The sequence below is a fragment of the Streptomyces sp. RGM 3693 genome (assembly GCF_050471125.1).
Lineage (GTDB): Bacteria > Actinomycetota > Actinomycetes > Streptomycetales > Streptomycetaceae > Streptomyces.
In genome coordinates, this window is record NZ_JBMPPQ010000002.1 from 2095191 (window position 1) to 2120641 (window position 25451).

General features: G+C 70.9%; 18 protein-coding genes and 1 pseudogene. 10 read left to right on the top strand and 9 right to left on the bottom strand.

Annotated elements, in window-relative coordinates; genetic code table 11:
* The first annotated feature begins 73 nt into the window (after positions 1–73).
* Genes ACO0M4_RS26685 through ACO0M4_RS26705 form a run of 5 tightly spaced genes read left to right on the top strand, consistent with a single transcriptional unit; the run spans position 74 to position 5652 of the window.
* On the top strand, positions 74–1117 hold the full coding sequence (locus tag ACO0M4_RS26685) for a sugar ABC transporter substrate-binding protein (RefSeq protein WP_430373440.1): 1044 nt from the start codon (positions 74–76) through the stop codon (positions 1115–1117).
* The gene (locus tag ACO0M4_RS26690) at positions 1117–2721 is read left to right on the top strand and encodes a sugar ABC transporter ATP-binding protein (RefSeq protein WP_430373441.1); all 1605 of its coding nucleotides are present in this window, start codon (positions 1117–1119) and stop codon (positions 2719–2721) included. Before ACO0M4_RS26685 ends, ACO0M4_RS26690 begins: the two co-directional genes overlap by 1 nt.
* On the top strand, positions 2718–3749 hold the full coding sequence (locus tag ACO0M4_RS26695) for an ABC transporter permease (RefSeq protein WP_430373442.1): 1032 nt from the start codon (positions 2718–2720) through the stop codon (positions 3747–3749). Before ACO0M4_RS26690 ends, ACO0M4_RS26695 begins: the two co-directional genes overlap by 4 nt.
* A 13-nt stretch (positions 3750–3762) precedes the next feature.
* The gene (locus ACO0M4_RS26700; protein ID WP_430373443.1) at positions 3763–4764 is read left to right on the top strand and encodes an aldo/keto reductase; all 1002 of its coding nucleotides are present in this window, start codon (positions 3763–3765) and stop codon (positions 4762–4764) included.
* Between the two features lie 36 nt (positions 4765–4800).
* Positions 4801–5652, top strand: coding sequence for an amidohydrolase family protein (locus ACO0M4_RS26705; RefSeq protein ID WP_430373444.1), 852 nt, complete (start codon positions 4801–4803; stop codon positions 5650–5652).
* Between the two features lie 111 nt (positions 5653–5763).
* On the opposite strand, the pseudogene ACO0M4_RS26710 reads toward ACO0M4_RS26705, so the two are convergent.
* Positions 5764–7027, bottom strand: a pseudogene (locus ACO0M4_RS26710) (IS701 family transposase).
* Positions 7028–7239: 212 nt separating this feature from the next.
* Between ACO0M4_RS26710 and ACO0M4_RS26715 the strand changes: the two are divergent.
* Positions 7240–8025 carry an SDR family NAD(P)-dependent oxidoreductase gene (locus ACO0M4_RS26715; protein ID WP_430373445.1) on the top strand — a complete coding sequence of 262 codons (786 nt, stop codon included), beginning with the start codon at positions 7240–7242 and terminating at the stop codon, positions 8023–8025.
* A 19-nt stretch (positions 8026–8044) separates the two neighbouring features.
* Here the strand turns inward: ACO0M4_RS26715 and ACO0M4_RS26720 are convergent, their stop codons facing one another.
* The 6 genes from ACO0M4_RS26720 to ACO0M4_RS26745 all read right to left on the bottom strand — a co-directional run bounded on the left by ACO0M4_RS26720 (position 8045) and on the right by ACO0M4_RS26745 (position 15149).
* Positions 8045–8716 carry a FadR/GntR family transcriptional regulator gene (locus tag ACO0M4_RS26720; RefSeq protein WP_430373446.1) on the bottom strand — a complete coding sequence of 224 codons (672 nt, stop codon included), beginning with the start codon at positions 8714–8716 and terminating at the stop codon, positions 8045–8047.
* A gap of 90 nt (positions 8717–8806) precedes the next feature.
* Entirely contained in the window at positions 8807–9904 is a 1098-nt protein-coding gene (locus ACO0M4_RS26725) for an LLM class flavin-dependent oxidoreductase (protein WP_430373447.1), read from the bottom strand.
* Positions 9905–10147: 243 nt separating this feature from the next.
* Positions 10148–11752 carry an FAD-dependent oxidoreductase gene (locus ACO0M4_RS26730; protein WP_430373448.1) on the bottom strand — a complete coding sequence of 535 codons (1605 nt, stop codon included), beginning with the start codon at positions 11750–11752 and terminating at the stop codon, positions 10148–10150.
* Between the two features lie 13 nt (positions 11753–11765).
* On the bottom strand, positions 11766–13322 hold the full coding sequence (gene glpK, locus ACO0M4_RS26735) for a glycerol kinase GlpK (protein WP_430373449.1): 1557 nt from the start codon (positions 13320–13322) through the stop codon (positions 11766–11768).
* Between the two features lie 46 nt (positions 13323–13368).
* Positions 13369–14157, bottom strand: a complete 789-nt coding sequence (locus ACO0M4_RS26740; RefSeq protein WP_390026109.1) for an MIP/aquaporin family protein — start codon at positions 14155–14157, stop codon at positions 13369–13371.
* Between the two features lie 227 nt (positions 14158–14384).
* Positions 14385–15149, bottom strand: coding sequence for an IclR family transcriptional regulator (locus ACO0M4_RS26745; RefSeq protein ID WP_430373450.1), 765 nt, complete (start codon positions 15147–15149; stop codon positions 14385–14387).
* Positions 15150–15388: 239 nt separating this feature from the next.
* On the opposite strand from ACO0M4_RS26745, the gene metH reads away from it, so the two are divergent.
* From metH to ACO0M4_RS26765, 4 genes are all read left to right on the top strand, one after another.
* The gene (gene metH / locus ACO0M4_RS26750; protein WP_430373451.1) at positions 15389–18898 is read left to right on the top strand and encodes a methionine synthase; all 3510 of its coding nucleotides are present in this window, start codon (positions 15389–15391) and stop codon (positions 18896–18898) included.
* A gap of 219 nt (positions 18899–19117) precedes the next feature.
* Positions 19118–19831: an HAD family hydrolase gene (locus tag ACO0M4_RS26755; protein WP_430373452.1), complete on the top strand. Its 714-nt coding sequence runs from the start codon at positions 19118–19120 to the stop codon at positions 19829–19831.
* A gap of 360 nt (positions 19832–20191) precedes the next feature.
* Entirely contained in the window at positions 20192–21799 is a 1608-nt protein-coding gene (locus ACO0M4_RS26760; protein WP_430373453.1) for an ABC transporter substrate-binding protein, read from the top strand.
* Between the two features lie 82 nt (positions 21800–21881).
* Positions 21882–23477 (top strand): ABC transporter substrate-binding protein, encoded by a 1596-nt coding sequence (locus ACO0M4_RS26765; RefSeq protein ID WP_430373454.1) that lies wholly within the window; start codon positions 21882–21884, stop codon positions 23475–23477.
* Positions 23478–23566: 89 nt separating this feature from the next.
* Here the strand turns inward: ACO0M4_RS26765 and ACO0M4_RS26770 are convergent, their stop codons facing one another.
* Together ACO0M4_RS26770 and ACO0M4_RS26775 are read right to left on the bottom strand one after the other, a co-directional pair.
* Positions 23567–24238, bottom strand: a complete 672-nt coding sequence (locus tag ACO0M4_RS26770; protein ID WP_430373455.1) for a response regulator — start codon at positions 24236–24238, stop codon at positions 23567–23569.
* 25 nt (positions 24239–24263) lie between these two features.
* Complete coding sequence (locus ACO0M4_RS26775) at positions 24264–25373, bottom strand: RecB family exonuclease (RefSeq protein ID WP_430373456.1); 1110 nt, start codon at positions 25371–25373, stop codon at positions 24264–24266.
* Between the last annotated feature and the right edge of the window lie 78 nt (positions 25374–25451).

Consider the following 25451-nt stretch of genomic DNA (forward strand, 5'->3'; position numbering starts at 1 on the left):
ACGACCGAGGGAACACCACGACCAAGGGAACACCACGACCGAGGGAACACCGACCCGACGCGAGGGACCACCCATGAGACTGCGTACCCGCACCACCGGCGCGGCGGCCGGAGCCGCGGTGCTCGCGCTGGCCGCGCTGGTCGTGCTGACCGGCTGCAACCGCGGCAGCGACGCCGCGGGCCGGATCGGCATCGACGTGCCCCGCACCGACACCGACTTCTGGAACTCCTACCAGCAGTACCTGGAGGCGGACCTGTCCCACGGCGGCCCGTCCGCGCTCCCGTTGGCCAACTCGCAGAACGACATCGCCAAGGTCGTCTCCGACGTCCAGGCGCTGACCAGCCAGGGCGCCCGGGCGATCGTGATGGCCCCGCAGGACACCGGCGCCATCACCGCCGAACTCCGGCGCCTGGCCGCCAAGAAGATCCCGGTCGTCAGCGTCGACACCCGCCCCGACGACGGCCCGGTCTACATGGTCGTCCGGGCCGACAACCGCGCCTACGGGGAGCGCTCCTGCGAGTTCCTCGGCAAGCGGCTCGGCGGCCACGGCCGGGTCGCCGAACTCCAGGGCGACCTCAGCTCGATCAACGGACGGGACCGCTCGGAGGCGTTCGCGGCCTGTATGAAGCGGAAGTTCCCCGGGATCACCGTCCACGAACTGGCCACGGACTGGAAGGGCGAGGTCGCCTCCGCCAAGCTCCAGAGCCTGCTGGCCCAGCACAAGGACCTCGACGGCGTCTACCTCCAGGCCGGCGGCGCCTTCCTCCAGCCGGTGCTGGCCCTGTTGCAGCAGCGCGGACTGCTCAAACCCGCCGGGACACCGGGCCACCTCACGCTCATCTCCAACGACGGCATCCCCGACGAACTGGCCGCCATCCGCGCCGGCACCCTGGACGCCACCCTCTCCCAGCCCGCCGACCTCTACGCCAAGTACGCCCTGTACTACGCCCGGGCGGCGCTCGCCGGGAAGACCTTCCGGTCCGGGCCGACCGACCACGGCTCGACCATCGTGAAGATCAAGAACGGGTGGGAGGACCAACTGCCCGCGCCCCTGGTCACCAAGGACAACGTCAACGACCCGCAGCTGTGGGCCAATCAGCTGGCGAAGGGGAAGTGATGGCCGCCCCCAGCGGCGGCCCGTCGGCCGAGCAGCCCGCGGCGGTGCACGCCGAGGGCGTCGTCAAGCGCTACGGGCCCACCCTCGCCCTCGACGGGGTCCACCTGACCGTCCGGCCCGGAGAGGCACACGCCCTGGTCGGCCGCAACGGCGCCGGCAAGTCGACCCTGGTGGCGGTGCTGACCGGGATGGCCCGGCCGGACGCCGGGCGGGTCACCTTCGGCGGGGCGCCCGCGCCCGGCTGGGGCGACCCCGCCGCCTGGCAGCGCCAGGTCGCCTGCGTCCACCAGCGGCCGATGACCGTGCCCGGACTGACGGTGGCCGAGAACCTCTTCCTCAACCGCTTCCCCGGCGGTCCCGCCATCCGCTGGCGGGCGCTGCGCACCCGGGCCCGGGACCTGCTCGCCGGGTACGGCGTGGACGTCGATCCGGCCGCCCGCCTCGGGGAACTGGGCGTCGAACAGCGCCAGTTCGTGGAGATCGCCCGCGCCCTGACGCACGGCGCCCGGCTGATCATCCTGGACGAGCCCACCGCCCGGCTGGACGCGGCCGGTATCGCCCGGCTCTTCACCAAACTGCGGGAACTGCGCGCCCAGGGGGTGGCGTTCCTGTTCATCTCCCACCACCTCCAGGAGGTCCATGCGCTCTGTGACACCGTTACGGTCCTTCGGGACGCCCGGTGGGTGCTGACCGCCCCGGTCGCCGAACTGACCGAGGACGCGCTGGTGGCGGCGATGACGGGGGAGGAGACCGGGCACCGGCGCTCCGCCCGCGCCGGGGCGCCGCCGGTCCCGGCCGCCGCGCACCCCGCCGGCGATCCGCTGCTGCGGGCCGAAGGACTGGCGCTGCAAGGGCACTTCGGCCCGCTGGACCTGACCGTACGGGCCGGCGAGGTGGTCGGCCTGGCCGGCGCCGCCACCGGCGGGACCACCGCGTTCGCCGAGGCGCTGGCGGGACTGCGCACCCCGGACACCGGGCGGATCACCGTCCGCGGCCGGCCGGTCCGCCCCGGAAGCGTGCCGCACGCCCTGGACGCCGGCATCGGCTACGTCCCCGAGGACCGGCATCGCGAGGGGCTGGTCCCCGGCCGCAGCGTCGCCGAGAACGCCACCCTGGCCGTCACCGGGCAACTGGGCCCGCTGGGGACCGTCCTGCCCGCCCGGACCCGGGAGTTCGCCCGGCGGATGATCGCGGCACTGGACATCAAGACCACCGGGCCCGGCCAGCCGGTCGCCGGGCTCTCCGGCGGCAACCAGCAGAAGGTGGTGGTCGCCCGCGCGCTGGCCCGCGACCCCGCCGTCCTGGTCGCCGTCCGCCCCACCAACGGCGTGGACGTCCGGTCCAAGGAGGCCCTGCTCGGCGTCGTACGGCAGGTCGCGGACGGTGGCCGCGGCGCCCTGATCGTCTCCGACGAGCTGGCCGACCTGCGGGTCTGCGACCGGGTCGTGGCGGTCTTCCGCGGCCGGGCCCGGGCCGAGTTCCCCCGTGGCTGGCGCGAGGCGGACCTGGTGGCCGCGATGGAGGGCGTCACCTCCGGCACCTCCGGCACCGCCGGCCGGCCCACCGCACCGGACACCCCCACGACGGAAGGGACCGCGCCATGACCGAGACCACGGCACCACCGGGCACCGAGGCGTCGCCGGCCGCCCCGGTGCGCCGCCCCCGGCTCGCGCCGGGCCGCTGGCGGGACTTCTCCCTCGTCCCGGTGATCCTGCTCCTCGGCGTCATCGGCTTCATCGTCTCGCCCGCCTTCCTCACCGAGGACAACCTCATCGGCGTCGTCCAACAGTCCACCGAACTGGGCCTGTTGGTGCTCGGCGAGGCGTTGGTCCTGATCAGCGGGCGGATGGACCTGTCGCTGGAGTCGACCATCGGACTGGCGCCGGTGGTCGCCCTGTGGCTGGTCCTGCCCGCGCACGGCACCCGCTTCGCCGGCCTGGGGCTGCTGCCCTCCTGGATGGCGGTCCCGCTCTGCCTGGCCGTGGGCGCGCTCATCGGCGCCGCCAACGGCTTCCTCATCCTCCGGCTCCGGGTCAACGGCTTCATCGCCACCCTCGGCATGCTCACCATGCTGCGCGGCCTGCACGTCGGACTCTCCGAGGGCCGCTCCATCGGCGATGTCCCGGACTCCTTCGCCTACCTGGGCCAGGCCACCTGGCTGGGCGTCCCGGCCGCCGTCTGGATCTGCCTGGCCCTCTTCGCCCTCGGCGGCGCGGCGCTCGGCTACCTCCGGCACGGCCGGGCGCTCTACGCGATCGGCGGCAACCCGGAGGCGGCCCGGGCCGCCGGCATCCGCACCGACCGGGTCACCTGGATCGTCCTGGTCCTCGCCGGGGTCCTCGCGGCCTTCGCCGGCATCCTCTACACCGGCCACTACGGCGCGGTCTCCGCCAGTCAGGGCAGCGGTTGGATCTTCCAAGTATTCGCCGCCGCGGTGATCGGCGGCATCAGCCTCAAGGGCGGCCGCGGCACCCTCTTCGGGGCGCTCACCGGCGTCCTCACCCTCCAACTCGTCATCAACGTGATGACCCTGGGTGGCGTGCCGCCGCTGTGGACGCAGTTCCTCAACGGCGCGATCATCCTCCTCGCGCTGGTCGTCTCCCGCTTCACCAGTGGCGAGAAGCAGGACTGAAGGGACCGCCGCCATGAGTCGACCGCCCCACGGGCCACGGGAACTGGGCCGCAGCGGCGTCACCGTCCCACCGCTGGGCCTGGGCTGCGCCCCGCTCGGCAACCTCTACCGCGCCGTCCCCGAGGAGCGCGCCCGAGCCGTCGTCCGCACCGCCCTGGCCACCGGTGCCCGCTACCTCGACACCGCCCCGCACTACGGCGTCGGCCTCTCCGAGGAGCGCCTCGGCCGGGCGCTGCGCGGCCTGGACCGCACCGGCTACGTACTGTCCACCAAGGTCGGCCGCCGGCTCCGCCCGCTGGCCCCCGGCGAGCAGCCGTCCGGCGAGGGCTTCGTGGCCACCCCCGCCCGGGCCCGGGTCCGCGACCTCACCCGCGACGGCATCCGGGCCACCCTGGAGGCGTCCCTGGCCCGGCTCGGCGTGGCCGCGGTGGACATCGTCTACCTCCACGACGTCGAGCACCACCTCCCCGAGGTCTACGCCACGGGCTACCCGGCACTGGCCGAGCTCCGCGCCGAGGGGAGGGTCCGCGCCATCGGCTTCGGCATGAACCACAGCGGTGTGCTGGCCCGGCTGGTCGCCGACCTGGACGTCGATGTGGTGCTCTGCGCCGGCCGCTGGACGCTGTTGGAACGGACCGCCGTCGACGACCTGCTGCCGGTGTGCGCCCGGCGCGGCACGTCGGTGGTGGTCGGCGGGGTCTACAACTCCGGTCTGCTGGCCGATCCGTCCCCCGGAGCCCCGTACGACTACGCCCCCGCGCCGCCCGCTGTGCTCGCCCGGGCCCGTCAACTGGCCACCGTCTGCGCCGAGTTCGACGTCCCCCTCAAGGCGGCCGCGCTCCGCTTCCCGTTCGGCCACCCGGCCGTCGCCGCGGCCGTGGTCGGCGCCGCCTCGCCCGACGAGGCCGCCGAGAACGCCGCCCTCTTCCACCACCCCGTCCCGGACGCCCTCTGGCACACCCTCGTCGCCCGCGGCCTGCTCGACCCCGACCTGCCGCTGCCGCTGGAGTGCTGACCCCCGCCCGCCGACCCGACCAGCGGAGCCGCCCCGATGCGCATCGACGCCCACCACCACCTATGGGACCTCACCCGCCGCGACCAGCCGTGGATGGACGGGCCCTGGGCCGACCCGATCCGCCGCAGCTACGCCCCGGCCGACCTCGTCCCGCACCTGGCGGCGCACCGCATCGCCGGTACCGTCCTGGTCCAGTCCTCGGCCTCGTACCGGGAGACCGTCGAACTCCTCGCCGTCGCCGCCGGGGACGGGCCGGTGCGCGGCGTCGTCGGCTGGGCCGACCTCACCGCCGCCGGCCTGCCGGACGCGCTCGCCGCCCTGCCCGCCGGACTCGTCGGCCTCCGCCACCAGGTCCAGGACGAACCCGACCCCGACTGGCTCGCCCGCCCCGCCGTCCGGCGCGGCCTGCGCACCCTGGCCGACCGCGGACTCGTCTACGACCTGCTGGTCACCCCGCGCGAACTGCCCGCCGCCCAGGCCGCCGTACGGGCCCTGCCGGAGCTGTCCTTCGTGCTGGACCACGCCGCCAAACCGGCCGTCGCGCACGGCGGTTGGCAGCCCTGGGCGGACGCGCTCACCGCGCTCGCCACCCTCCCCAACGTCACCTGCAAGCTCTCCGGCCTGGTCACCGAGGCCGACTGGTCCGCCTGGCGGCCGCCGCAGATCCTGCCCTACGCCCGGCACGCCCTGGACGTCTTCGGCCCGGACCGGGTGATGTTCGGCTCCGACTGGCCGGTCTGCACCCTGGCCGCGGGGTACGGGGACGTCGTCGCCCTCGCCGAAGCCGCCACCGACCACCTCACCGCGCCCGAACGCGCGGCGGTCTTCGGCGGCACGGCCACACGGGTCTACGGCCTCGCCACCGGGCCCTCGCCGGGCCGGGACTAGTAGGGCTTGGTCAGGTTGATATGAGCGCGGGTATGTCGCGGTGACAGGTGGGGCAGGCGCCGGTCCAGGTGGCGAGGAGAGTCTGCAGTTCGCGGACGATCCGGTAGAGGGTCAGGCCGGCGCCGTTTCTTTTGGGGCTCGGGCCAGTCTCTGGAGGGTGCAGAAGGCGTGGGCGGCGGAGACGAGGGTGACGTGGTGGTGCCAGCCGTTCCAGGTCCGGCCCTCGAAGTGGGCCAGTCCCAGGGCTTGTTTCATCTCGCGGTAGTCGTGCTCGATCCGCCAGCGGAGCTTCGCGAGCCGTACCAGCGTGGTCAGCGGGGTGTCCGCGGGCATGTTGGAGAGCCAGAACTGGACCGGTTCGGGCTCGGTGGCGGGCCATTCGGCCAGCAGCCAGCACGCGGGCAGTTCCGGACCGCGGGAGGTTTTGCGGATCTGCCGTCCGGCGGGACGGATCCGCAGGGCGACGAACCGCCCGTACATGCGCTTGAGACCGTTGCGGCCGGTGCCCGGACGGGAGCCCTCCCGCCACTGCACGGGTCTGGCCGCCCTGCGTCCGGCGTCGATGACCAGCTGTTTCACGCTCGTGGCAGGGGCGGGGTATCTCGGCGTCGGCGGGCGGCCGGTTCCGCGGTAGGGCGGGATGGACGGCACGGCGTCGCCGGGGTGGGCGGTCGTTGTGGTGGAGACGCCTACCACGTAGTGCAGCCCGCGTTCTTCGAGGCCAAGGCGGAAGGCGGCGGTGTCCCCGTAGCCGCCGTCGGCGACGGCCAGTGGCACGTCGACGCCCCACGACCGTGTCTCGTCGACCATGTCCAGGGCCAGCTGCCACTTCTCGACATGGCTGACGCCGGCGGGGACGCCGCACTTCAAGCGGCGGGCCACCTTGACCGGATCGGCCTTCGACGAGGCCGGGTCCCAGGTCTCCGGGAGGAACAGACGCCAGTCGATGGCCGCCGACGCGTGGTCGGAGGCCAGGTGAAGGGACACGCCCGCCTGGCAGTTGGTGACCTTCCCAGCGGTGCCGGTGTACTGCCTCGACACACACGCCGAGGCATAGCCGTCCTTGAGAAAGCCCGTGTCATCAATGATCAACGCGGTCGGTTTGATGGCGCGCGATCTTCCACGCGAGCCGGGCTCGCACGTGTGCCGGATCCCAGGGACTGGTCGTGAGGAAGTGGGCCAGGGCCTGCCGGTTGCCCTCTTGCCCCAGTCGAGCCGCCATCGGCTCCACGGACTTGCGCTGCCCGTCCAGCAACAACCCTCGCAGATACACCCCGCCCCACCGGCGCTGGTCCGCCCGCGCGAACGGCTCGAACACATCCGCCGCGAATTCCTCCAGATCACACCGGACCACAGCCAGCTCCTCAGGCGTCACACCCGATCAACGGAACAACTGATCACCAGGACACGCCACCAGCAACCGAACCTGACCAAGCCCTACTAGGCGTCCGGATTCCGCCAGCGCCGCCCGCCGCGGTGTCGGAGGATCGAGCCGTACCGCGGAGGAAGCACCCGGAAGCGCAGAAACCCTGCTGGATGCCCCTAATACGGTACGTACGGCTCGAAGAGGAACGTGAGACAAAGGTGATGACGATGACGACGGCCATGGCGTCCGCAACCCCCGTGCCCGGCACCCGCCCGCTGACCGGCAAGGCGGCCCTGGTGACCGGCGGCAGCCGGGGCATCGGCGCGGCGATCGCGGCGCGACTGGCGGCCGACGGGGCGGCGGTGGCGCTGACGTACCAGAACCGGGACGACCTGGCAGCCCAGGTCGTCCAGCAGATCGAGCGGACCGGCGGACGGGCCTGGGCGATCCGGGCCGACGGCGCGGACCCGGACGCGGTACGGGCCTCGGTCGCCGCCGCGGCCGACCGGTTCGGGCGGCTGGACATCCTCGTCAACAACGCGGGCGCGGGCGTCCTGGGCCCCTTCGAGGGGATCTCGCTCGACGACGTGGACCGGGTGCTGGCGATCAACGTCCGGGCCCCGTTCCTGGCCGCCCAGGCCGCGGCCGCCCATCTCTCCGACGGCGGCCGGATCATCTCCATCGGCAGCTGCATGGCCGAACGGGTGGCCTTCCCCGGCGGTTCCCTCTACGTCACCAGCAAGGCCGCGCTGGGCGGCCTGACCAAGGCGCTGGCCCGGGAACTCGGCCCGCGCGGCATCACCGTCAACCTCGTCCACCCGGGTCCCATCGACACCGACATGAACCCGGCGGACGGCGAGAACGCGGCATTCCAGGCCCAGTTGACCTCACTCGGCAGCTACGGGCAGCCGGCGGACGTGGCGGCGACGGTGGCCCACCTGGCGGGCGACGGCGGCCGGTACATCACCGGTGCCGCGCTCGCGGTCGACGGCGGCTTCGCGGCCTGACCGCCGGCTGCGGGCGGCCTCACAGCGACGCCCGCAGCCACTGCTCCACGCTGGCGATGTGCACCGTCGCCCACGCCCGCGCCGCCTCGGCGTCCCCGTCGCGCAGCGCGCCGAGGATCGCCCGGTGCTCGGTGAGGGTGCGGGCGACCGCGTCCTTCTGGGTCAGCCCGCGCCAGATCCTGGCGCGGGTGGTCGGCCCGGACAGGCCGTCCAGCAGCGAGCAGAGCACGGAGTTCCCCGACGCGGCGACGATCCGGCGGTGGAACTCCAGGTCGCCGGCGACCAGGTCCTCCACCGATGGCGCGGGGCCCAACGCATCCAACTGGGCCTGGAGCGCGTCCAGTTCGGCTGAGGGGAGCCGGCCGGCCGCCATGCCGGTGGCGGCCGGCTCCAGGATCCGGCGGACGGCGAGGAACTCCAGCACCGTGTCGTCGCGGTGGAAGTCCACCACGAAGCTCATCGCCTCCAGCAGGAGTTGCGGGTCCAGGCTGGTGACGTAGGTGCCGTCGCCCTGGCGGACGTCGAGGATCCGGATCAGCGACAGCGCCCGCACCGCCTCCCGCAGGGAATTGCGCGACAGCCCCAGTTCGGCGGCGAGTTCGCTCTCCTTGGGCAGCCGGTCACCCGGCCGCAGCGCACCGGAGACGATCATCCCCTTGATCTTCTCGATGGCCTCGTCGGTGACCGCCATGGCTGCCCTCCCCGTCCGGACCCGCCCGGACGCCGCGGGCACCGCCCCCAGACATCCGATGTCTGGGGGCATTATGACCCGCGGGCCCGCTCAGCGTCCTTCCCCGCCCGCCCCGGCCTCGCCCGCCGGGTCCTCCCACAGCGTGCTGGGTGCCTCGCGGCGGACCACCGGGGCGATCTCCTCGGCGAACCGCTGGAGGGTCTCCACCTGTTCGCCGTGCTCCAGACCGAAGCCGTCGACGGTGATCGACTGGAGGTCGTGCCCGTACACCGCGTGGTAGCCGAGGATCTTGTCGATGATCTGCTGCGGCGAACCGATCAGCTGCGGACCGTCCGCGATGGCGTCCTCGATGGTGCGGAACGGGGTGTTGTAGCCGGCCTTGCCCGCCAGGTGCGGTTGGAAGGTCTGGGCGACCTTCGCCTCGTAGAGGTCCTTGTAGCGGGCGATCGCCTGCCGTTCGGTGTCGGCGATCAACAGCCCGCCGGAGCCGGCGGCCACCCGGGCCCGCGCCGGATCGTGGCCGTACGCGGCGAACCGCTCGCGGTAGTGCGCGATCAACTCGGCGTAGGCGGCCCGCGGTTGGATGGCGTTGGCGGTGAACAGCGGATCGCCGTGCTTCGCGGCGAGTTCGGGGGAGTTGCGGCTGGTGGCCGAGCCGTGCCAGATCCGCGGCGGACCGCCGTACGGGCGCGGCACCGTCGTCACGTCCTTCAACGGTGGCCGGAACTCGCCCGCCCAATCGACGTTCTCCTCGCTCCACAGCCGGCGCAGCAGCTCGTACTTCTCGGCCTGGAGGTCCCACTGCCGCTCCTCGTCGAGCCCGAACAGGTCGAAGTGCCCGGCCTCCGCGCCCTTGCCGATGACGAGTTCGAGCCGGCCGCGGGCGAGCTGGGTGAGGGTCGCGTAGTCCTCGGCGACCCGGACCGGGTCGAGGATCGCCACGACGGTCACTCCGGTCAGCAACCGGATCCGGGACGTCCGGGCGGCCAGCGCCCCCAGCACCACCGACGGGCTGGAGGAGAGGAACGGCCCGGCGTGCCGCTCACCGACGGCGTACGCGTCGAAGCCGAGCCGCTCGGCCGCCACGGCCGTCTCGACGACCTGCGCGAACCGGTCGGCGGGGGAGGGGAGATGACCGGTCAGCGGGTGCGGGGCATGGCCGATCAGGGAGAGCACGGAGAATTTCATGGTGTCCTTCTGGCGTGGAGTTCCGCCCGGGCGGGTGGGCGCGCTGCCGGCCTCCGACGGTCGCCCCTCTCACTGTGCGCGCCGGACGTTGCCGCGGTGTGTCAGCCGCATGGCAGGGGTACGGAAATGACCGCGGCGCGCGCCCCGCTCGGGGACGCGCGCCGTGAGGTGCTCCGGAAAGGCGAGTGGGGCGGCCCCCCGACCGCCCCACCACCGTTCACCGACCGGCCTACTGGCCGTGCGTCAGCGCTCCAGCATGCCCTTGACCCGGGCCCGCACGTCCTCGTTGTCCAGACCGCGGATGGTCAGCGTGGTCCGGCGGCGCAGCACGTCGTCGACGGTCTCGGCCCACTCGTGGTCCCGGGCGTAGGCGACCTGCGCCCAGATCTCCGGCGCGTCCGGGTGGATCCGCTCGGCCAGCGCCGGGTCCTCGTTCGCCATCCGGGCGATGTCGAAGGAGAGCGAGCCGTAGTGCGTGGCGAGGTGCCGCGCGGTGTCGGCGGCCATCCGCGGGCCGGGGGTGCCGCCGTCGATCAGCAGGCGGTGGGCGACCGCGTTGGGGTTGGCGATACCGGGCAGCGGGAGCTTCTTCGGCAGCTGCGAGATCGGCTCCATGTCCTCGGCCAGCGGGTGGCCGGGCAGCGCGGCGAGCTTGTTCATCACCGTACGGCCGATGTGCCGGAAGGTCGTCCACTTGCCGCCGGCCACCGACAGCATCCCGCCGCGGCCCTCGGTGACCACCGTCTCGCGCTTGGCCTTGGAGGTGTCGCCGGGGCCGCCGGGCAGCACCCGCAGACCGGCGAACGAGTAGGTGATCAGGTCGCGGGAGAGCTGCTGGTCGCGGACGGAGAAGGCGGCCTCGTCCAGGATCTGGGCGGTGTCCTTCTCGGTGACCGCGACGTCCGCCGGGTCGCCCTCGTACTCCTCGTCGGTGGTGCCCAGCAGCAGCATGTCCTCCCAGGGGAGGGCGAAGGTGATGCGGTACTTGTCGATCGGGGTGGCCAGCGCGGCCTTCCAGGGGGAGGTGCGCTTGAGGACCAGGTGCGCGCCCTTGGACAGCCGGATGGAGGGGGCCGCGTTGGGGTCCTCCATCTTGCGCAGGTGGTCGACCCACGGGCCGGTGGCGTTGAGGACCAGGCGGGCGTTGACGCCGAACTCGCTGCCGTCCAGGCGGTCCTTGAGCTCCGCACCGGTCACCCGGCCCTGGGTGAAGCGCATACCGGTGACCTCGGAGTGGTTGAGGACCGTGGCGCCGGCGGCGACCGCCGCGCGGACGGTCATCAGCGCCATCCGGGAGTCGTTCATCTGGTCGTCGCCGTACACGGCCACGGCCTTGAGGTTCTCGGTGCGCAGCTCCGGGACGTCGCGCTGGGCCTTGGCCGGGCTTATGACGTGGCCGACGCCGTCGCCGAACGCGGAGAGCGCGGAGTAGGCGAAGACGCCCGCGCCGAGCTTGGCCGCGCCGTGCGGGCCGCCCTTGTAGACCGGCAGGTAGAAGGTGAGCGGGTTGGCGAGGTGCGGGGCCACCTGGCGGGAGACCGCGCGCCGCTCGAAGTGGTTCTCCGCGACCAGCTTGACCGCACCGGTCTGCAGGTAGCGCAGACCGCCGTGCAGCAGCTTGGAGGACGCGGAGGAGGTGGCGCCGGCGAAGTCACCGGCGTCCACCAGGGCAACCCGCAGTCCGGCCTGCGCGGCATGCCAGGCGGTGGAAATGCCCAGGATGCCGCCGCCGATCACCAGGAGGTCGTACGTCGCCTTGGACAGCTGCTCCCGGGTTTCGGCGCGGCTCGGGGTGGAACCGGCGGCCGGGTGCGTCCCGAGGGCCGGGACGCTCTGCAGGGTGCTCATGATGTGCTCCTCGTCAGCTCTCGTCGTCGAGCCAGCCCATGGTCCGCTCAACGGCCTTGAGCCAGTTCTTGTACTCGCGGTCACGGGTGGCCGCGTCCATGCGGGGGGTCCATTCGGCGGCCCGGCGCCAGTTGGCGCGCAGTTCGTCGGTGCTGGACCAGAAGCCGACGGCCAGTCCGGCCGCGTAGGCAGCGCCGAGGCAGGTGGTCTCGGCGACCATCGGGCGCACCACGGGTGCGTCCAGGAAGTCCGAGATGGTCTGCATCAGCAGGTTGTTGGAGGTCATACCGCCGTCGACCTTGAGCGCGGTCAGCTCGACGCCGGAGTCCTTGGTCATGGCGTCGGTGATCTCGCGGGTCTGCCAGGCGGTGGCCTCAAGCACGGCACGGGCGATGTGCGCCTTGGTGACGTACCGGGTCAGGCCGGCGATGACGCCGCGGGCGTCCGAGCGCCAGTAGGGGGCGAACAGACCGGAGAAGGCCGGCACGAAGTACGCGCCGCCGTTGTCCTCGACGGTGCTGGCCAGCGTCTCGATCTCGGCCGCGCTGTTGATGAGCCCCATCTGGTCGCGCATCCACTGGACGAGCGAGCCGGTGACGGCGATGGAGCCTTCCAGCGCGTAGACCGGCTGCTGGTCGCCGATGCGGTAACCGACCGTGGTGAGCAGCCCGTTGTACGAGTTGACCGGCTCGTGGCCGGTGTTCATCAGCATGAAGGTGCCGGTGCCGTACGTGGACTTGGCCTCGCCCTCGGCGAAGCAGGTCTGGCCGAAGAGCGCGGCCTGCTGGTCGCCGAGCGCGGAGGCGACCGGGACGCCCTCAAGCACACCGGCGGCGGTGGTGCCGTAGACCTCGGCGGAGGAGCGGATCTCCGGCAGCAGGGCCGCCGGGATGTCCATCGACGTGAGGATCTTCTCGTCCCACTGCAGGGTGTGCAGGTTCATCAGGAGGGTGCGCGAGGCGTTGGTGACGTCGGTGACGTGCCGGCCGCCGTTGACCCCGCCGGTGAGGTTCCAGATGACCCAGGAGTCCATGGTGCCGAAGAGGATCTCGCCGCGCTCGGCGCGCTCGCGCAGGCCCTCGACGTTGTCCAGCAGCCAGCGGATCTTCGGGCCGGCGAAGTAGGAGGCCAGCGGCAGACCGGTCTCCCGGCGGAAGCGGTCCTGGCCGACGTTGCGGCCCAGCTCCTTGCAGAGCCCGTCGGTGCGGGTGTCCTGCCAGACGATGGCGTTGTGGACCGGCTCACCGGTGTTCTTGTCCCAGAGGAGGGTGGTCTCGCGCTGGTTGGTGATGCCGATCGCCTTGACATCGGCCGAGGTGAAGCCGGGGTTGCTCTGCGCGGCCTTCTCGATGGCGCCCTCGACGACCTGCTGGACGTTGGTCCAGATCTCGGTCGCATCGTGTTCGACCCAGCCCGGCTTGGGGAAGATCTGCTCGTGTTCCTTCTGGTCGACCGAGACGATCCGGCCGTCCCGGTCGAAGACGATGCAGCGGCTGGACGTGGTGCCCTGGTCGATCGCCGCGATGAACGGTCCGTGGCCGTGCGAGGAGGTGCTGGGGGTGTCGCTCATGGTGTGCTCCAAGATTCGGTGCGGGCGGAGGGGAGGACGGGGCGGCTCAGGCGAACGCCAACTGGTAGATGCCCCCAGCGATGGCTCCGCCGATCAGCGGGCCGACGACCGGGATCCAGGCGTAGCCCCAGTCGGACCCCCCCTTGTTCGGCAGCGGCAGCAGCGCGTGCACGACGCGCGGACCGAGGTCGCGGACCGGGTTGATGGCGTACCCGGTCGGACCGCCCAGCGACAGGCCGATACCGGTGACGACCAAGGCGACCAGCAGGGTGCCGATCGCGCCCACGCCCTTGCCGTTGTCGCTCAGCCCGAGGGTGAGGATCGCCAGCACGAGCACGATGGTGGCGATGATCTCGGTGACGAGGTTCTGCACCACGTTCCGGATCTCCGGGCCGGTGGAGAAGATGCCCAGCACCGGGCCGGCCTTCGGAGCGGCGGCCGGGTCGACCATGCCCTCCTCGCCGTTGTGACCGGCCAGCACCTCCGGGTCGGTCAGGTGCGCCCGGAACTGTCCGTAGTACGTGAGCCACACCAGGACCGCACCGATCATGGCGCCGAGGAACTCACCGGCGAAGTACACCGGCACCTGGCTCCACTCGATGCCGCCCTTGATCGCGAGACCGATGGTGACGGCCGGATTGAGGTGCGCGCCGGACTTGGCGGCGATGTAGGCACCCGTGAGGACGGCGAAGCCCCACCCGAAGGCGATGGCGACCCATCCGGCGTTGAACGCCTTGGAGCGCTTGAAGGTGACGGCGGCGCACACGCCACCGCCCATCAAGATCAGAACAGCGGTACCGATGGTCTCGCTGATGAAGATGTCGGAGCTGGACACCCGCGACTCCTTTGTCCTTCGTCCAGGGGAAGGCGAACCCCGGGTCCCTCCGGTGGTCCGCGCCCTCCGAGAGGGCGTTGGTCGGCCCGCGGCAGTCCACACCTTAACGCTTATTGCCGTCAGGTGTTCGGCAATGCCGACCGACGAACGGCAGTTTTATTTACCTCCTAGACCTCGTCAAGGGTTCTATGGCGAAAAACTTAGGTGAACATTTAGGGCATAGGCGGTCAGAATCGCCCTGCTCCCAGGTCACGGGAGACCGCACGTGCGCAATCCCTCACAGCAGCGACGATTTCCGGCCGCAGCTCACCGTCCCGGCAGACCCGTTCCACGGCCCCGGTGACCCCCACCGCACCCACCGGCATCCGCCGCCGGTCGTGGATCGGCGCGGCGATCGAGGCCACGCCCTCCCAGGTCTCCTCCACGTCCGCGGCCCAGCCGCGCGCCCGCGTCAGGTCCAGCACCGACTCGAAGTCCGTCAGACCGGTCGTGGTCCGCGGCGTGAACGCCTCCCGCTCGCCCTCCAGGACCTCGCTGTGCGCCACCGGGTCGTAGGCCGACAGCACCTTCCCCAGCGCCGTGCTGTGCAGCGGCTGCATCGCGCCGACCTCCAGCACCTGCCGGCTGTCGTCGGGGCGGAAGACGTGGTGCACGATCAGTACGCCCTGCTGGTGCAGGACACCCAGGTAGACGCTCTCCCCGCTGGAGCGGGCCAGGTCGTCGGTCCACACCAGGGCGCGCGCCCGCAGCTCGTGGACGTCCAGGTAGCTGTTGCCGAGCCGTAGCAGCTCGGCGCCGAGCTGGTAGCGGCCCGAGGTCTGGTCCTGCTCCACGAAGCCCTCTTGCTGGAGCGTGCGCAGGATCCCGTGGGCGGTGCCCTTGGCCAGCCCCAGGGAGGAGGAGATGTCGGAGAGGCCCAGTCGTCGTTCTCCCCCTGCGAGCAGCCGCAGCATCGCGGCTGCTCGCTCCAGCGACTGGATCGTGCGTGCCATCGGGCGACCTCCGAAATATCTGGTTCGACAATGCTGAACGATATCGGCCCATGCCGACCGTCGGGAGAGGGCCGGGCTACCGACGATCATGGATAACGGACGGAGCCGCGCTCGGGAACCGCTGTCCACGCCGTGGAATGGGGAACACTCGTTCCGGCCCGGAAGCTACGCTGGCCGGGTGCGCCCTCTTCAGGGAGGGGTGCAAAGCCGACAGCCGTCGCAACCACGGGAGCATCACCATGGCCTCGAATACGCCCTCGTCCATCAGCTCGTCCCGCGTCTCCTCGTTCCGTGAAGCGCTTGCTTCGCGGGTCGTGGTTGCCGATGGTGCGATGGGCACGATGCTCCAGGCGCAGGATCCGACGATGGAGGACTTCCAGCAGCTGGAGGGCTGCAACGAGATCCTCAACCTCACTCGGCCCGACATCGTGCGGTCGGTGCACGAGGAGTACTTCGCCGTGGGCGTGGACTGCGTGGAGACCAATACCTTCGGCGCGAATTTCGCTGCACTGGCCGAGTACGACATCGCGGATCGGGTCCATGAGCTGTCGCAGGCCGGTGCCGCGATCGCTCGCGAGGTCGCCGACGAGTTCACCGCCTCCACCGGCCAGCAGCGCTACGTCCTGGGTTCGATGGGTCCGGGCACCAGGCTGCCCACGCTGGGGCACGTTGATTACGCCACGTTGCGCGACGCCTACCAGAGCAACGCCGAGGGCATGATCGCCGGCGGCGCAGATGCGTTGTTGGTGGAGACCACCCAGGACCTGCTGCAGACCAAGGCCGCCGTGCTGGGTGCCCGCCGGGCCCTCGCGGTCACGGGTACGGACCTGCCGATCATCTGCTCGGTCACGGTGGAGACCACCGGGACGATGCTGCTGGGTTCGGAGATCGGCGCGGCGCTGACGGCGTTGGAGCCGTTGGGTATCGACATGATCGGCCTGAACTGCGCGACCGGTCCGGCCGAGATGAGTGAGCACCTGCGCTATCTGGCGCGTCACTCCCGCATCCCGTTGTCGTGTATGCCCAATGCCGGTCTGCCGGTGCTGGGGAAGAACGGTGCGCACTACCCGCTGACCGCCTCCGAGCTGGCCGATGCGCAGGAGACGTTCGTCAGCGAGTACGGGTTGTCGCTGGTGGGCGGTTGCTGTGGGACCACGCCCGAGCACCTGCGGCAGGTCGTCGAGCGGGTCCGAGGCGTTGCCCCCACCGTCCGTGAGGTCCGTCCCGAGCCCGGCGCGGCCTCCCTCTACCAGACCGTCCCATTCCGCCAGGACACCTCCTACCTGGCGATCGGCGAGCGGACCAATGCCAACGGGTCGAAGAAGTTCCGTGAGGCGATGTTGGAGGGCCGCTGGGACGACTGTGTGGAGATGGCCCGCGACCAGATCCGCGAGGGCGCGCACCTGCTCGACCTGTGTGTGGACTACGTGGGCCGTGACGGTGTGGCGGACATGGCGGAGCTGGCCGGCCGGTTCGCCACCGCCTCCACCCTGCCGATCGTGCTGGACTCCACCGAGCTTGACGTCCTCGAGGCGGGGCTGGAGAAGCTCGGCGGCCGTGCGGTGATCAACTCCGTCAACTATGAGGACGGTGACGGCCCGGACTCGCGCTTTGTGAAGGTGACGCGGCTGGCCACCGAGCACGGTGCGGCGTTGATCGCGTTGACCATCGACGAGGAGGGTCAGGCGCGCACCGCCGAGAAGAAGGTGGAGATCGCCGAGCGGCTGATCGCGGACCTGACGGGCAACTGGGGGGTGCGGGAGTCGGACATCCTCATCGACTGCCTGACGTTCACCATCTGCACCGGTCAGGAGGAGTCGCGCAAGGACGGGATCGCCACCATCGAGGGCATCCGGGAGCTGAAGCGGCGCCATCCGGACGTTCAGACGACGTTGGGGTTGTCGAACATCTCCTTCGGTTTGAACCCGGCCGCGCGCATCGTGTTGAACTCGGTGTTCTTGGACGAGTGCGTCAAGGCCGGCCTGGACTCGGCGATCGTGCACGCCTCGAAGATCCTGCCGATCGCGCGCTTCGACGAGGAGCAGGTCACCGTGGCGCGGGACTTGGTCTTCGACCGGCGCAGTGAGGGTTATGACCCGCTGCAGAGGCTGATGGAGCTGTTCGAGGGCGCCACCGCGAAGTCGCTGAAGGCGGGTAAGGCCGAGGAGTTGGCGGCGCTGCCGTTGGAGGAGCGGCTCAAGCGGCGCATCATCGATGGTGAGAAGAACGGCCTGGAGGCCGACCTTGAGACCGCGCTTGCCGAGCGTCCGGCGTTGCAGATCGTCAACGAGACGTTGCTGGACGGCATGAAGGTGGTCGGCGAGCTGTTCGGCTCCGGCCAGATGCAGTTGCCGTTCGTGTTGCAGTCCGCCGAGGTCATGAAGAGTGCGGTGGCCTATCTGGAGCCGCACATGGAGAAGTCCGATGACGAGGGCAAGGGCACGATCGTGCTGGCCACCGTTCGCGGTGACGTCCATGACATCGGTAAGAACCTCGTCGACATCATCTTGTCCAACAACGGCTACAACGTCGTCAACCTCGGCATCAAGCAGCCCGTCTCCGCGATCTTGGAGGCTGCCGAGGAGCACCGGGCGGATGTCATCGGCATGTCCGGACTCCTGGTCAAGTCCACCGTGATCATGAAGGAGAACTTGGAGGAGCTCAACCAGCGCAAGATGGCGGCCGACTACCCCGTCATCCTCGGCGGCGCCGCCCTGACCCGCGCCTACGTCGAGCAGGACCTCCACGAGATCTACGAGGGCGAAGTCCGCTACGCCCGCGACGCGTTCGAGGGCCTGCGGCTGATGGACGCGCTCATCGCCGTCAAGCGCGGCGTGCCGGGGGCGGCGCTGCCGGAGCTGAAGCAGCGTCGGGTGCCGCAGCGAGCCGTGCAGGCCGCCGAGCCGGAGCCGGAGCAGGGCGCGGTCCGCTCCGACGTCGCCGTCGACAACCCGGTGCCGACCCCGCCGTTTTGGGGCACCCGGGTCATCAAGGGCATCCAGCTCGCCGACTACGCCTCCTGGCTCGATGAGGGCGCTTTGTTCAAGGGGCAGTGGGGGCTCAAGCAGGCCCGCACCGGCGAAGGTCCCACCTACGAGGAGCTGGTGGAGAGCGAGGGCCGGCCGCGGCTGCGGGGCTGGCTGGAGAGGCTCCAGACCGAGAACCTGCTGGAGGCGGCCGTCGTCTACGGCTACTTCCCGTGCGTGTCCAAGGGCGACGACCTGATCCTGCTGGGCGAGGACGGCACCGAACGCACCCGCTTCACCTTCCCCCGGCAACGCCGCGGCCGCCGCCTGTGCCTGGCCGACTTCTTCCGACCCGAAGAGTCCGGCGAAACCGACGTCGTCGGCCTCCAGGTCGTCACGGTCGGCTCGAAGATCGGCGAAGCCACCGCCGAACTCTTCGAAGCCAACTCCTACCGCGACTACCTCGAACTGCACGGTCTGTCCGTCCAGTTGGCCGAAGCGCTGGCCGAATACTGGCACGCCCGGGTCCGCGGTGAGCTGGGCTTCGCCGGGGAGGACCCCGCCGACGTCGAGGACATGTTCGCGCTGAAGTACCGCGGCGCGCGCTTCTCCCTCGGCTACGGTGCCTGCCCCGACCTGGAGGACCGCGCCAAGATCGCCGACCTCCTCCAGCCCGAGCGGATCGGTGTCCAACTCTCCGAAGAGTTCCAACTCCACCCGGAGCAGTCCACCGACGCCATCGTCATCCACCACCCGGAGGCCAAGTACTTCAACGCGCGGTAGCGCGGTGGCCGGTCGGGGTCCGGGGGACGCTCCCGGGACCCGGACCGGTGACGCGCCGTAGCGCTGGGTGCCCGGGAAGCGGATCCGCCGCACTCACCGGGCGTTCCGCCGGGCACCGTCGTACACTGGTCGGTCCGGTAGTGGCCGATCGTTTCCCCCCGCCGGGGGAGGCGGCCGGCCCTTTCGTCCCTCCGGGGACATCCCAACGGAGGTGGATGGATGACCAGCAGCATCCCCGCAGTCGGCACCCGCACGGCCGATGCCGCGACCCTCCAGGCCGTGTTCCTCGATCTGGACGGCACGCTCGTCGACACCGAGGGCTTCTGGTGGGAGGCCGAGGCGGAGGTCTTCGCCGGGCTCGGCCACACCCTCGACGAGTGCCACCGGGAGGTCGTGGTCGGTGGCCCGATGTCCCGCAGTGCCGGCTACCTGCTCCGGGCGACCGGCGCCGCCATCGGCCTGCCGGAGCTGAGCACCCTGCTCAACGAGGCGTTCGCGGCCCGGATCAGCCGCGGGGTCCCGCTGATGCCGGGCGCCCGCCGACTGCTGTCCGAGCTGGCCGCGCACGAGGTGCCCACCGCGCTGGTCTCCGCCTCGCACCGGACCATCATCGAGAAGGTGCTGCACTCCCTCGGCCCGGAGAACTTCGAGCTCACCATCGCCGGCGACGACCTGATGCGGACCAAGCCGCACCCGGACCCGTATCTGACCGCCGCCGCGCGGCTGGGCGTCGACCCGGCCCGGTGCGCCGTCGTCGAGGACACCCTGACCGGGGTGCGGGCAGGGGAGGCGGCCGGCTGCCGGGTGGTCGCGGTGCCGTCCGTGACGCCCATTCCGCCCGCTCCGGGGCGGACCGTGGTGCGCTCCCTCGAAGAAGTCGATCTCCCTTTTCTGCGGACGCTCATCACGGAAAGCCGGGGAACCGTGCACTGAGCGTACTGCGCGGAATGCTCCGGAACTCACGGCAGCGAACCGCTTATTTTCCGTGACGAATACCCGGGGGAATTCCCCCGGCGGCCCGACCGCTAGGATGCGTGACGTTTCTCACGCGCCGGGCCGTCGACAGCGGGCCCGGCCGCTGTTCCAGGGGGTCTCACCGGTGGTTTTTACGGGGGTAAGTGTCCGGATTGGTGGGGCAACGTGCGATACGTTCCACCGTCCGGTTATCGATCACCCAGTCCCCGTTATCCGACCGCCATATCGATGTAACTTCCTTGCGTCGATGACCCGCTGGCGGCGCCTACTAATCTCGACGCGAGCAACACCTCTGCGCTGATAAGGAACCTGCCGACGATGAATCGCAAGACCTTGGTGCTGCCGGCGTTGGCCGGTCTCCTCGCCCCGGCTCTCGCTGCTTGCGGCAACACCGACGGCGCGGGCTCGAGCGGCTCGCCGATCGTCGTCGGCGTCGCCTCGCAGATCGAGGCCACCAAGGCGGCGCCCGCGCCGTTCGATCCGGCGCAGGCGTACGACGTCGACGCCTGGAACGTGTTGCGCAGCACCTTCCAGACGCTGATGCGACAGCCGCGGACCGGCACCGCCGTAGTGCCCGAGGCCGCCGAGTCGTGCGGCTTCCGGGACACCCAGAACGAGCAGTACCGATGTACGTTGCGCAGCGGCCTGAAGTTCTCGAACGGCCATGCGCTGACGGCGCAGGACGTGAAGTTCTCCATCGACCGGCTGCGGACCATCAACTACACCAACGGTCCGGTGTCGCTGCTCGACGACATCGACCGGGTCGAGACGCCCAGCGACAGCGAGGTGGTCTTCCACCTCACCAAGCCGGACGCCACCTTCCCGCAGAAGCTCGCCACCCCCGCCGCGGCCATCGTCGACAGTCAGGTGTACCCGAAGAACAGCCTCTACAAGGGCTGGGAGACCGTCGGTTCGGGCCCGTACGAGCTCAAGACCGAGCACAGCGGCGACCGCCTCACCAAGGCCGTCTTCACCAAGAACCCCGAGTACAAGGGCGGGCTGCAGGTGAAGAACGACAAGGTCGAGATGCGGTTCTTCGACGACTCGGCGGACATGGAGGCGGCGCTCCGCAAGGGCGACATCGACCTGCTGAGCCGCGGTCTGAAGCCCGACCAGGTCAAGAGCCTGCAGAACTCCAGCGACAAGCACCTCATGCTCCAGGAGATGCCCGGCCAGGAGATCCGCTACATCGCCTTCAACACCAAGGACCCGGCCGTCTCCAACAAGGCCGTCCGCCAGGCGATGGCGCAGGTCGTCAACCGCTCCCAGCTGGTGCGCGACGTCTACGCGTACACCGGTGACCCGCTCTACTCGCTCGTCCCCAGCGGTCTCAACGGGCACATCAACGCCTTCTTCAACAAGTACGGCGACCCCAATGTCGCCGCCGCCCGGCAGACCCTCCAGCAGGCGAACATCACCACCCCGGTGAAGTTCACCCTGACCTACAGCAAGTACCACTACGGCCCCAACACGGCCAAGGAGTTCGCCGCCCTCCAGCAGCAGCTCAACAGCACCAAGCTGTTCGACGTCAGCATCAAGGGCATCGACCGCTGGCAGCAGTTCCGCACCGACGAGTCGAAGGGCAAGTACGCCGCGTTCGGCATGGGGTGGTTCGCCGACATCCCGGATGCGGACAACTACATCGCGCCGTTCGTGGGCAAGGGGAACTTCCTCAACTCCCCGTACCGCAACGACACGATCGAGACGCAGCTGATCCCCACCACCCGCCAGCAGACCGACCGCAACGCCGCCGGGGCCGGCTTCAAGCAGGCCCAGGACATCCTCGCCGAGGACGTCCCGTACCTCCCGCTGTGGCAGGGCAAGCAGTACGTCGCCGCCCGCGACAACATCACCGGCGTCGAATGGGCCCTCAACTCCTCCTCGGCGCTGCAGATCTGGGAGCTGGGCCGCGGCGTCTCCAGCTGACCGCCGCCCGCTCCGCACCGTCCCCCGCCGCGGCGCCCCGCCGCGGCCCGACCGGCACCACCAGAACGTGAGGAACCACCGAGTGAAGCGTGACCAGTGGCTGGCCGCCCCGATCCGAGCGGGGCTGGCGACAGCCCTGCTCGCGGTCGCCGGGTGCGGCACGGACACTTCGGAGTCGTCCGGCCACGGCGAACCCGTCGTCATGGGCATGACCGACAAGGTCGTGGCCACCGACCCAGCCTCGGGCTATGACCCCGGCTCCTGGCTGCTGTTCAACAACGTCTTCCAGTCGCTGCTCAGCTTCCCCAAGGGCGGGACGACCCCGGAGCCGGAGGCCGCCGAGAGCTGCGGCTTCACCGGCTCCGACAGCAAGGTCTACCGCTGCACCCTCAAGGACGGCCTGACCTTCAGCAACGGGGACAAGCTCACGTCACAGGACGTCAAGTTCTCCTTCGACCGCATCCGGCGCATCAAGGACAAGAACGGCCCCGCCGTGATGTTCGCCGCCCTGGACAACGTCGAGACCCCGGACACCCGGACCGTGGTCTTCCACCTCAAGACGCCCGACGCCACCTTCCCCATGAAGATCGCCTCGGGCGCCGGCTCCATCGTCGACCACACCGCCTACCCCGCCGACCGGCTGCGCGCCGACGGCAAGGCCGTCGGCTCCGGCGTCTACGCCCTCGACTCCTACGGCCCCCAACAGGCCAAGTTCTCCGTCAACACGTCCTACAAGGGCCCCGCCAAGGCCAAGAACTCCGGGATGACCCTGAAGTTCTTCGGCAACCCCGACCAGCTCAAGAAGGCCGTCCAGAGCGGCAGCGTCGACGTCGCCTACCGCGGCCTGGCCATGAAGGACATCGCCGCACTGGACCGCGCCTCCCTGCACCAGCAGCACGGCACCCAGGTCGTCGAGGGCGGCAGCGCCGAGGTCATGCACCTGGTCTTCAACCTCAAGGACCCGGTCGCCGGCAAACTCGGCGTCCGCAAGGCCGTCGCCTACCTCCTGGACCGCTCGACCCTCGTCCGGGACGTCTACCAGCGCACCGCCGAACCGCTCTACTCGGTCGTCCCGGCCGGCATCACCGGCCACAACACCGCCTTCTTCAGCACCTACGGGGACCGCCCGGCGCCCGACAAGGCCACCGCCGCGCTGCGCGACGCCGGCATCCAGGGCAAGGTCCCGCTCACCCTGTGGGCCACCCCCGACCGGTTCGGCCCCGGCACCGTCGCCGCCGTCCAGGAAATCGCCGCCCAACTCAACGCCAGCGGCCTGTTCGACGCCAAGGTCACCAGCGTGCCCACCAAGGACTACGACGAGGGCATAGCCACCGGCCGGTTCGGCGCCTACGTCAAGGGCTGGATCCCCGACTACCCGGATCCGGACAACTTCACCCAGCCGTTCTTCGGCAAGGACAGCGTGCTGGCCAACCACTACAGCTCGCCGGATATCACCAGCCGGCTGCTGCCCGAGACGGCCGACCAGCCCAACCGCGGCGCCACCAAGGCCGCCTTCCGCGAGCTCCAGGACATCGTCGCCAAGGACCTGCCGGTCATCCCGATCTGGCAGGGCAAGCAGTACGCGGTCGCCCGCCAGGGCGTCTCCGGCCTGGAATGGACCCTGGACTCCACGACCGTCTTCCGCTTCTGGGAGATCAGCAAGTCGGCCGACGCCTGAGCCGGCCCGCCGGAACACCACGGCGGCGGGGCCGGACCGGGACACCCCGGACCGGCCCCGCCGCCGTCTGCGCTGCAACTACTGCCCGACTACTGCGCGCCGGGCCGCACCAGCCCGCTCTCGTACGCGTACACCGCCGCCTGCACCCGGTCCCGCAGCCCCAGCTTCGTCAGCACGTGCCCCACGTGCGTCTTGACCGTCGTCTCGCTGACGAACAGGTCCGCGGCGATCTCCGCGTTCGACAACCCGCGGGCCACCAGCTTCAGCACCTCCACCTCCCGCTCGGTGAGCGTGTGGAGGGTGCCCGGCACCGGCTCCTCACCCGACGGCAGATGCTCGGCGTACTTGTCCAACAGCCGCCGGGTGATGCTCGGCGCGAGCATCGCCTCGCCCGCCGCCACCACCCGGATCGCCTGCACCAGTTCGTTGGCTGGGGCGTCCTTGAGCAGGAAGCCGCTGGCCCCGGCCCGCAGCGCCTCGACGACGTACTCGTCCAGGTCGAACGTGGTCAGTACCAGCACCTTCGCCGGACCGTCCTTCGCCGGGCCGGTGATCTGACGGGTCGCCTCGACGCCGTCCATCCGCGGCATCCGGATGTCCATCAGCACCACATCGGGCTGCAACGCCCGCACCTGCTCCAGCGCCTGAAGCCCGTCGCCCGCCTCACCGACGACCGCCAGATCCTGCTCGGCTTCCAGAATCATCCGGAAACCCGTACGCAGCAGGGGCTGGTCGTCGACCAGCAGGACGCGGATGGCCACAAGCTCTCCTTCGACGGGGATCGATCTACTCGATCTGCTCCATTCTGCCCTGCGGCCCGCTCCCGTCCTCCGCCGGGCGCACCGGCAGCGACTGCGTCTCCCGGGGAGCAACCCCCGGCCCCCCGGCCGGACCAGCCGCCCCCGCCCGCACCTGCAGCGACTGCGCCTCCCGGGGGGCAACCCCCGGACCCCCGGCCGGATCGCCCGCCCCCGCTCGCACCTGCAGCGGATACACCGGGGGAGTGCCGCCGAATTCCGGACAGTGCGCCTGGTGGTCGCACCAGCCGCACAGCTTCGTCGGCCGTGGCCGCCAGTCACCGGTCTCCGTCGCCAGCCGGATCGCCTCCCACAGCGCCAGCAACTTCCGCTCCACGGACCGCAGATCGGCTTCACCCGGGTCGTACGTCACCACGTCCCCGCTGCCCAGGTACACCAGCTGGAGCCGGCGCGGCACCACACCCCGCAGCCGCCACATCACCAGCGCGTAGAACTTCATCTGGAACAGCGCGCCCTCGGCGAACTGCGGCCGCGGCGCCTTACCGGTCTTGTAGTCGACCAGCCGCACCTCGCCCGTCGGCGCCACGTCGACCCGGTCGATGAACCCCCGCAGCCGCAGCCCGGAATCCAGCACCGTCTCCACGTACAGCTCGCGGTCGGCCGGCTCCAGCCGCGTTGGATCCTCCAGCGTGAACCAGCGGTCCACCAGCCCCTCGGCCTCCGCCAGCCACTGGCCCAGCCGCGCCCCGTCCACATCATCCGGGAAAAGCCCGACCAACTCCGGGCGCTTGGCCAGCAACTTCTCCCACTCCACCGGCACCAGCGCCCGGGCCCCGGCCGCCGTGCGCTCCACCGCGGGCGCGTCGAAGAGCCGCTCCAGCACCGCATGCACCACCGTCCCGCGGGTCGCCGCCGGGCTCGGCTTCTCCGGCAGCTTGTCGATCACGCGGAAGCGGTAGAGCAGCGGGCACTGCATGAAGTCGCTCGCCCGCGACGGCGACAGCGCCACCGGCGCCTGCGCCCCACCCTGAGCCGGCGCCGCGACCCCAGCCGGCGCCGACACCTGCGCGGGCACCGCCGCCGGCTCCGGCCCGCCACCCGGCGCGTCCACCTCGGTCTTCTCCGTGCTCCATCCCATGTCACAGAACCCTACGGCCCGCCACTGACAATCGCGGAACGGTCACCGACCGTGAGCCCGCCGTCCGGCCCGCCCCGC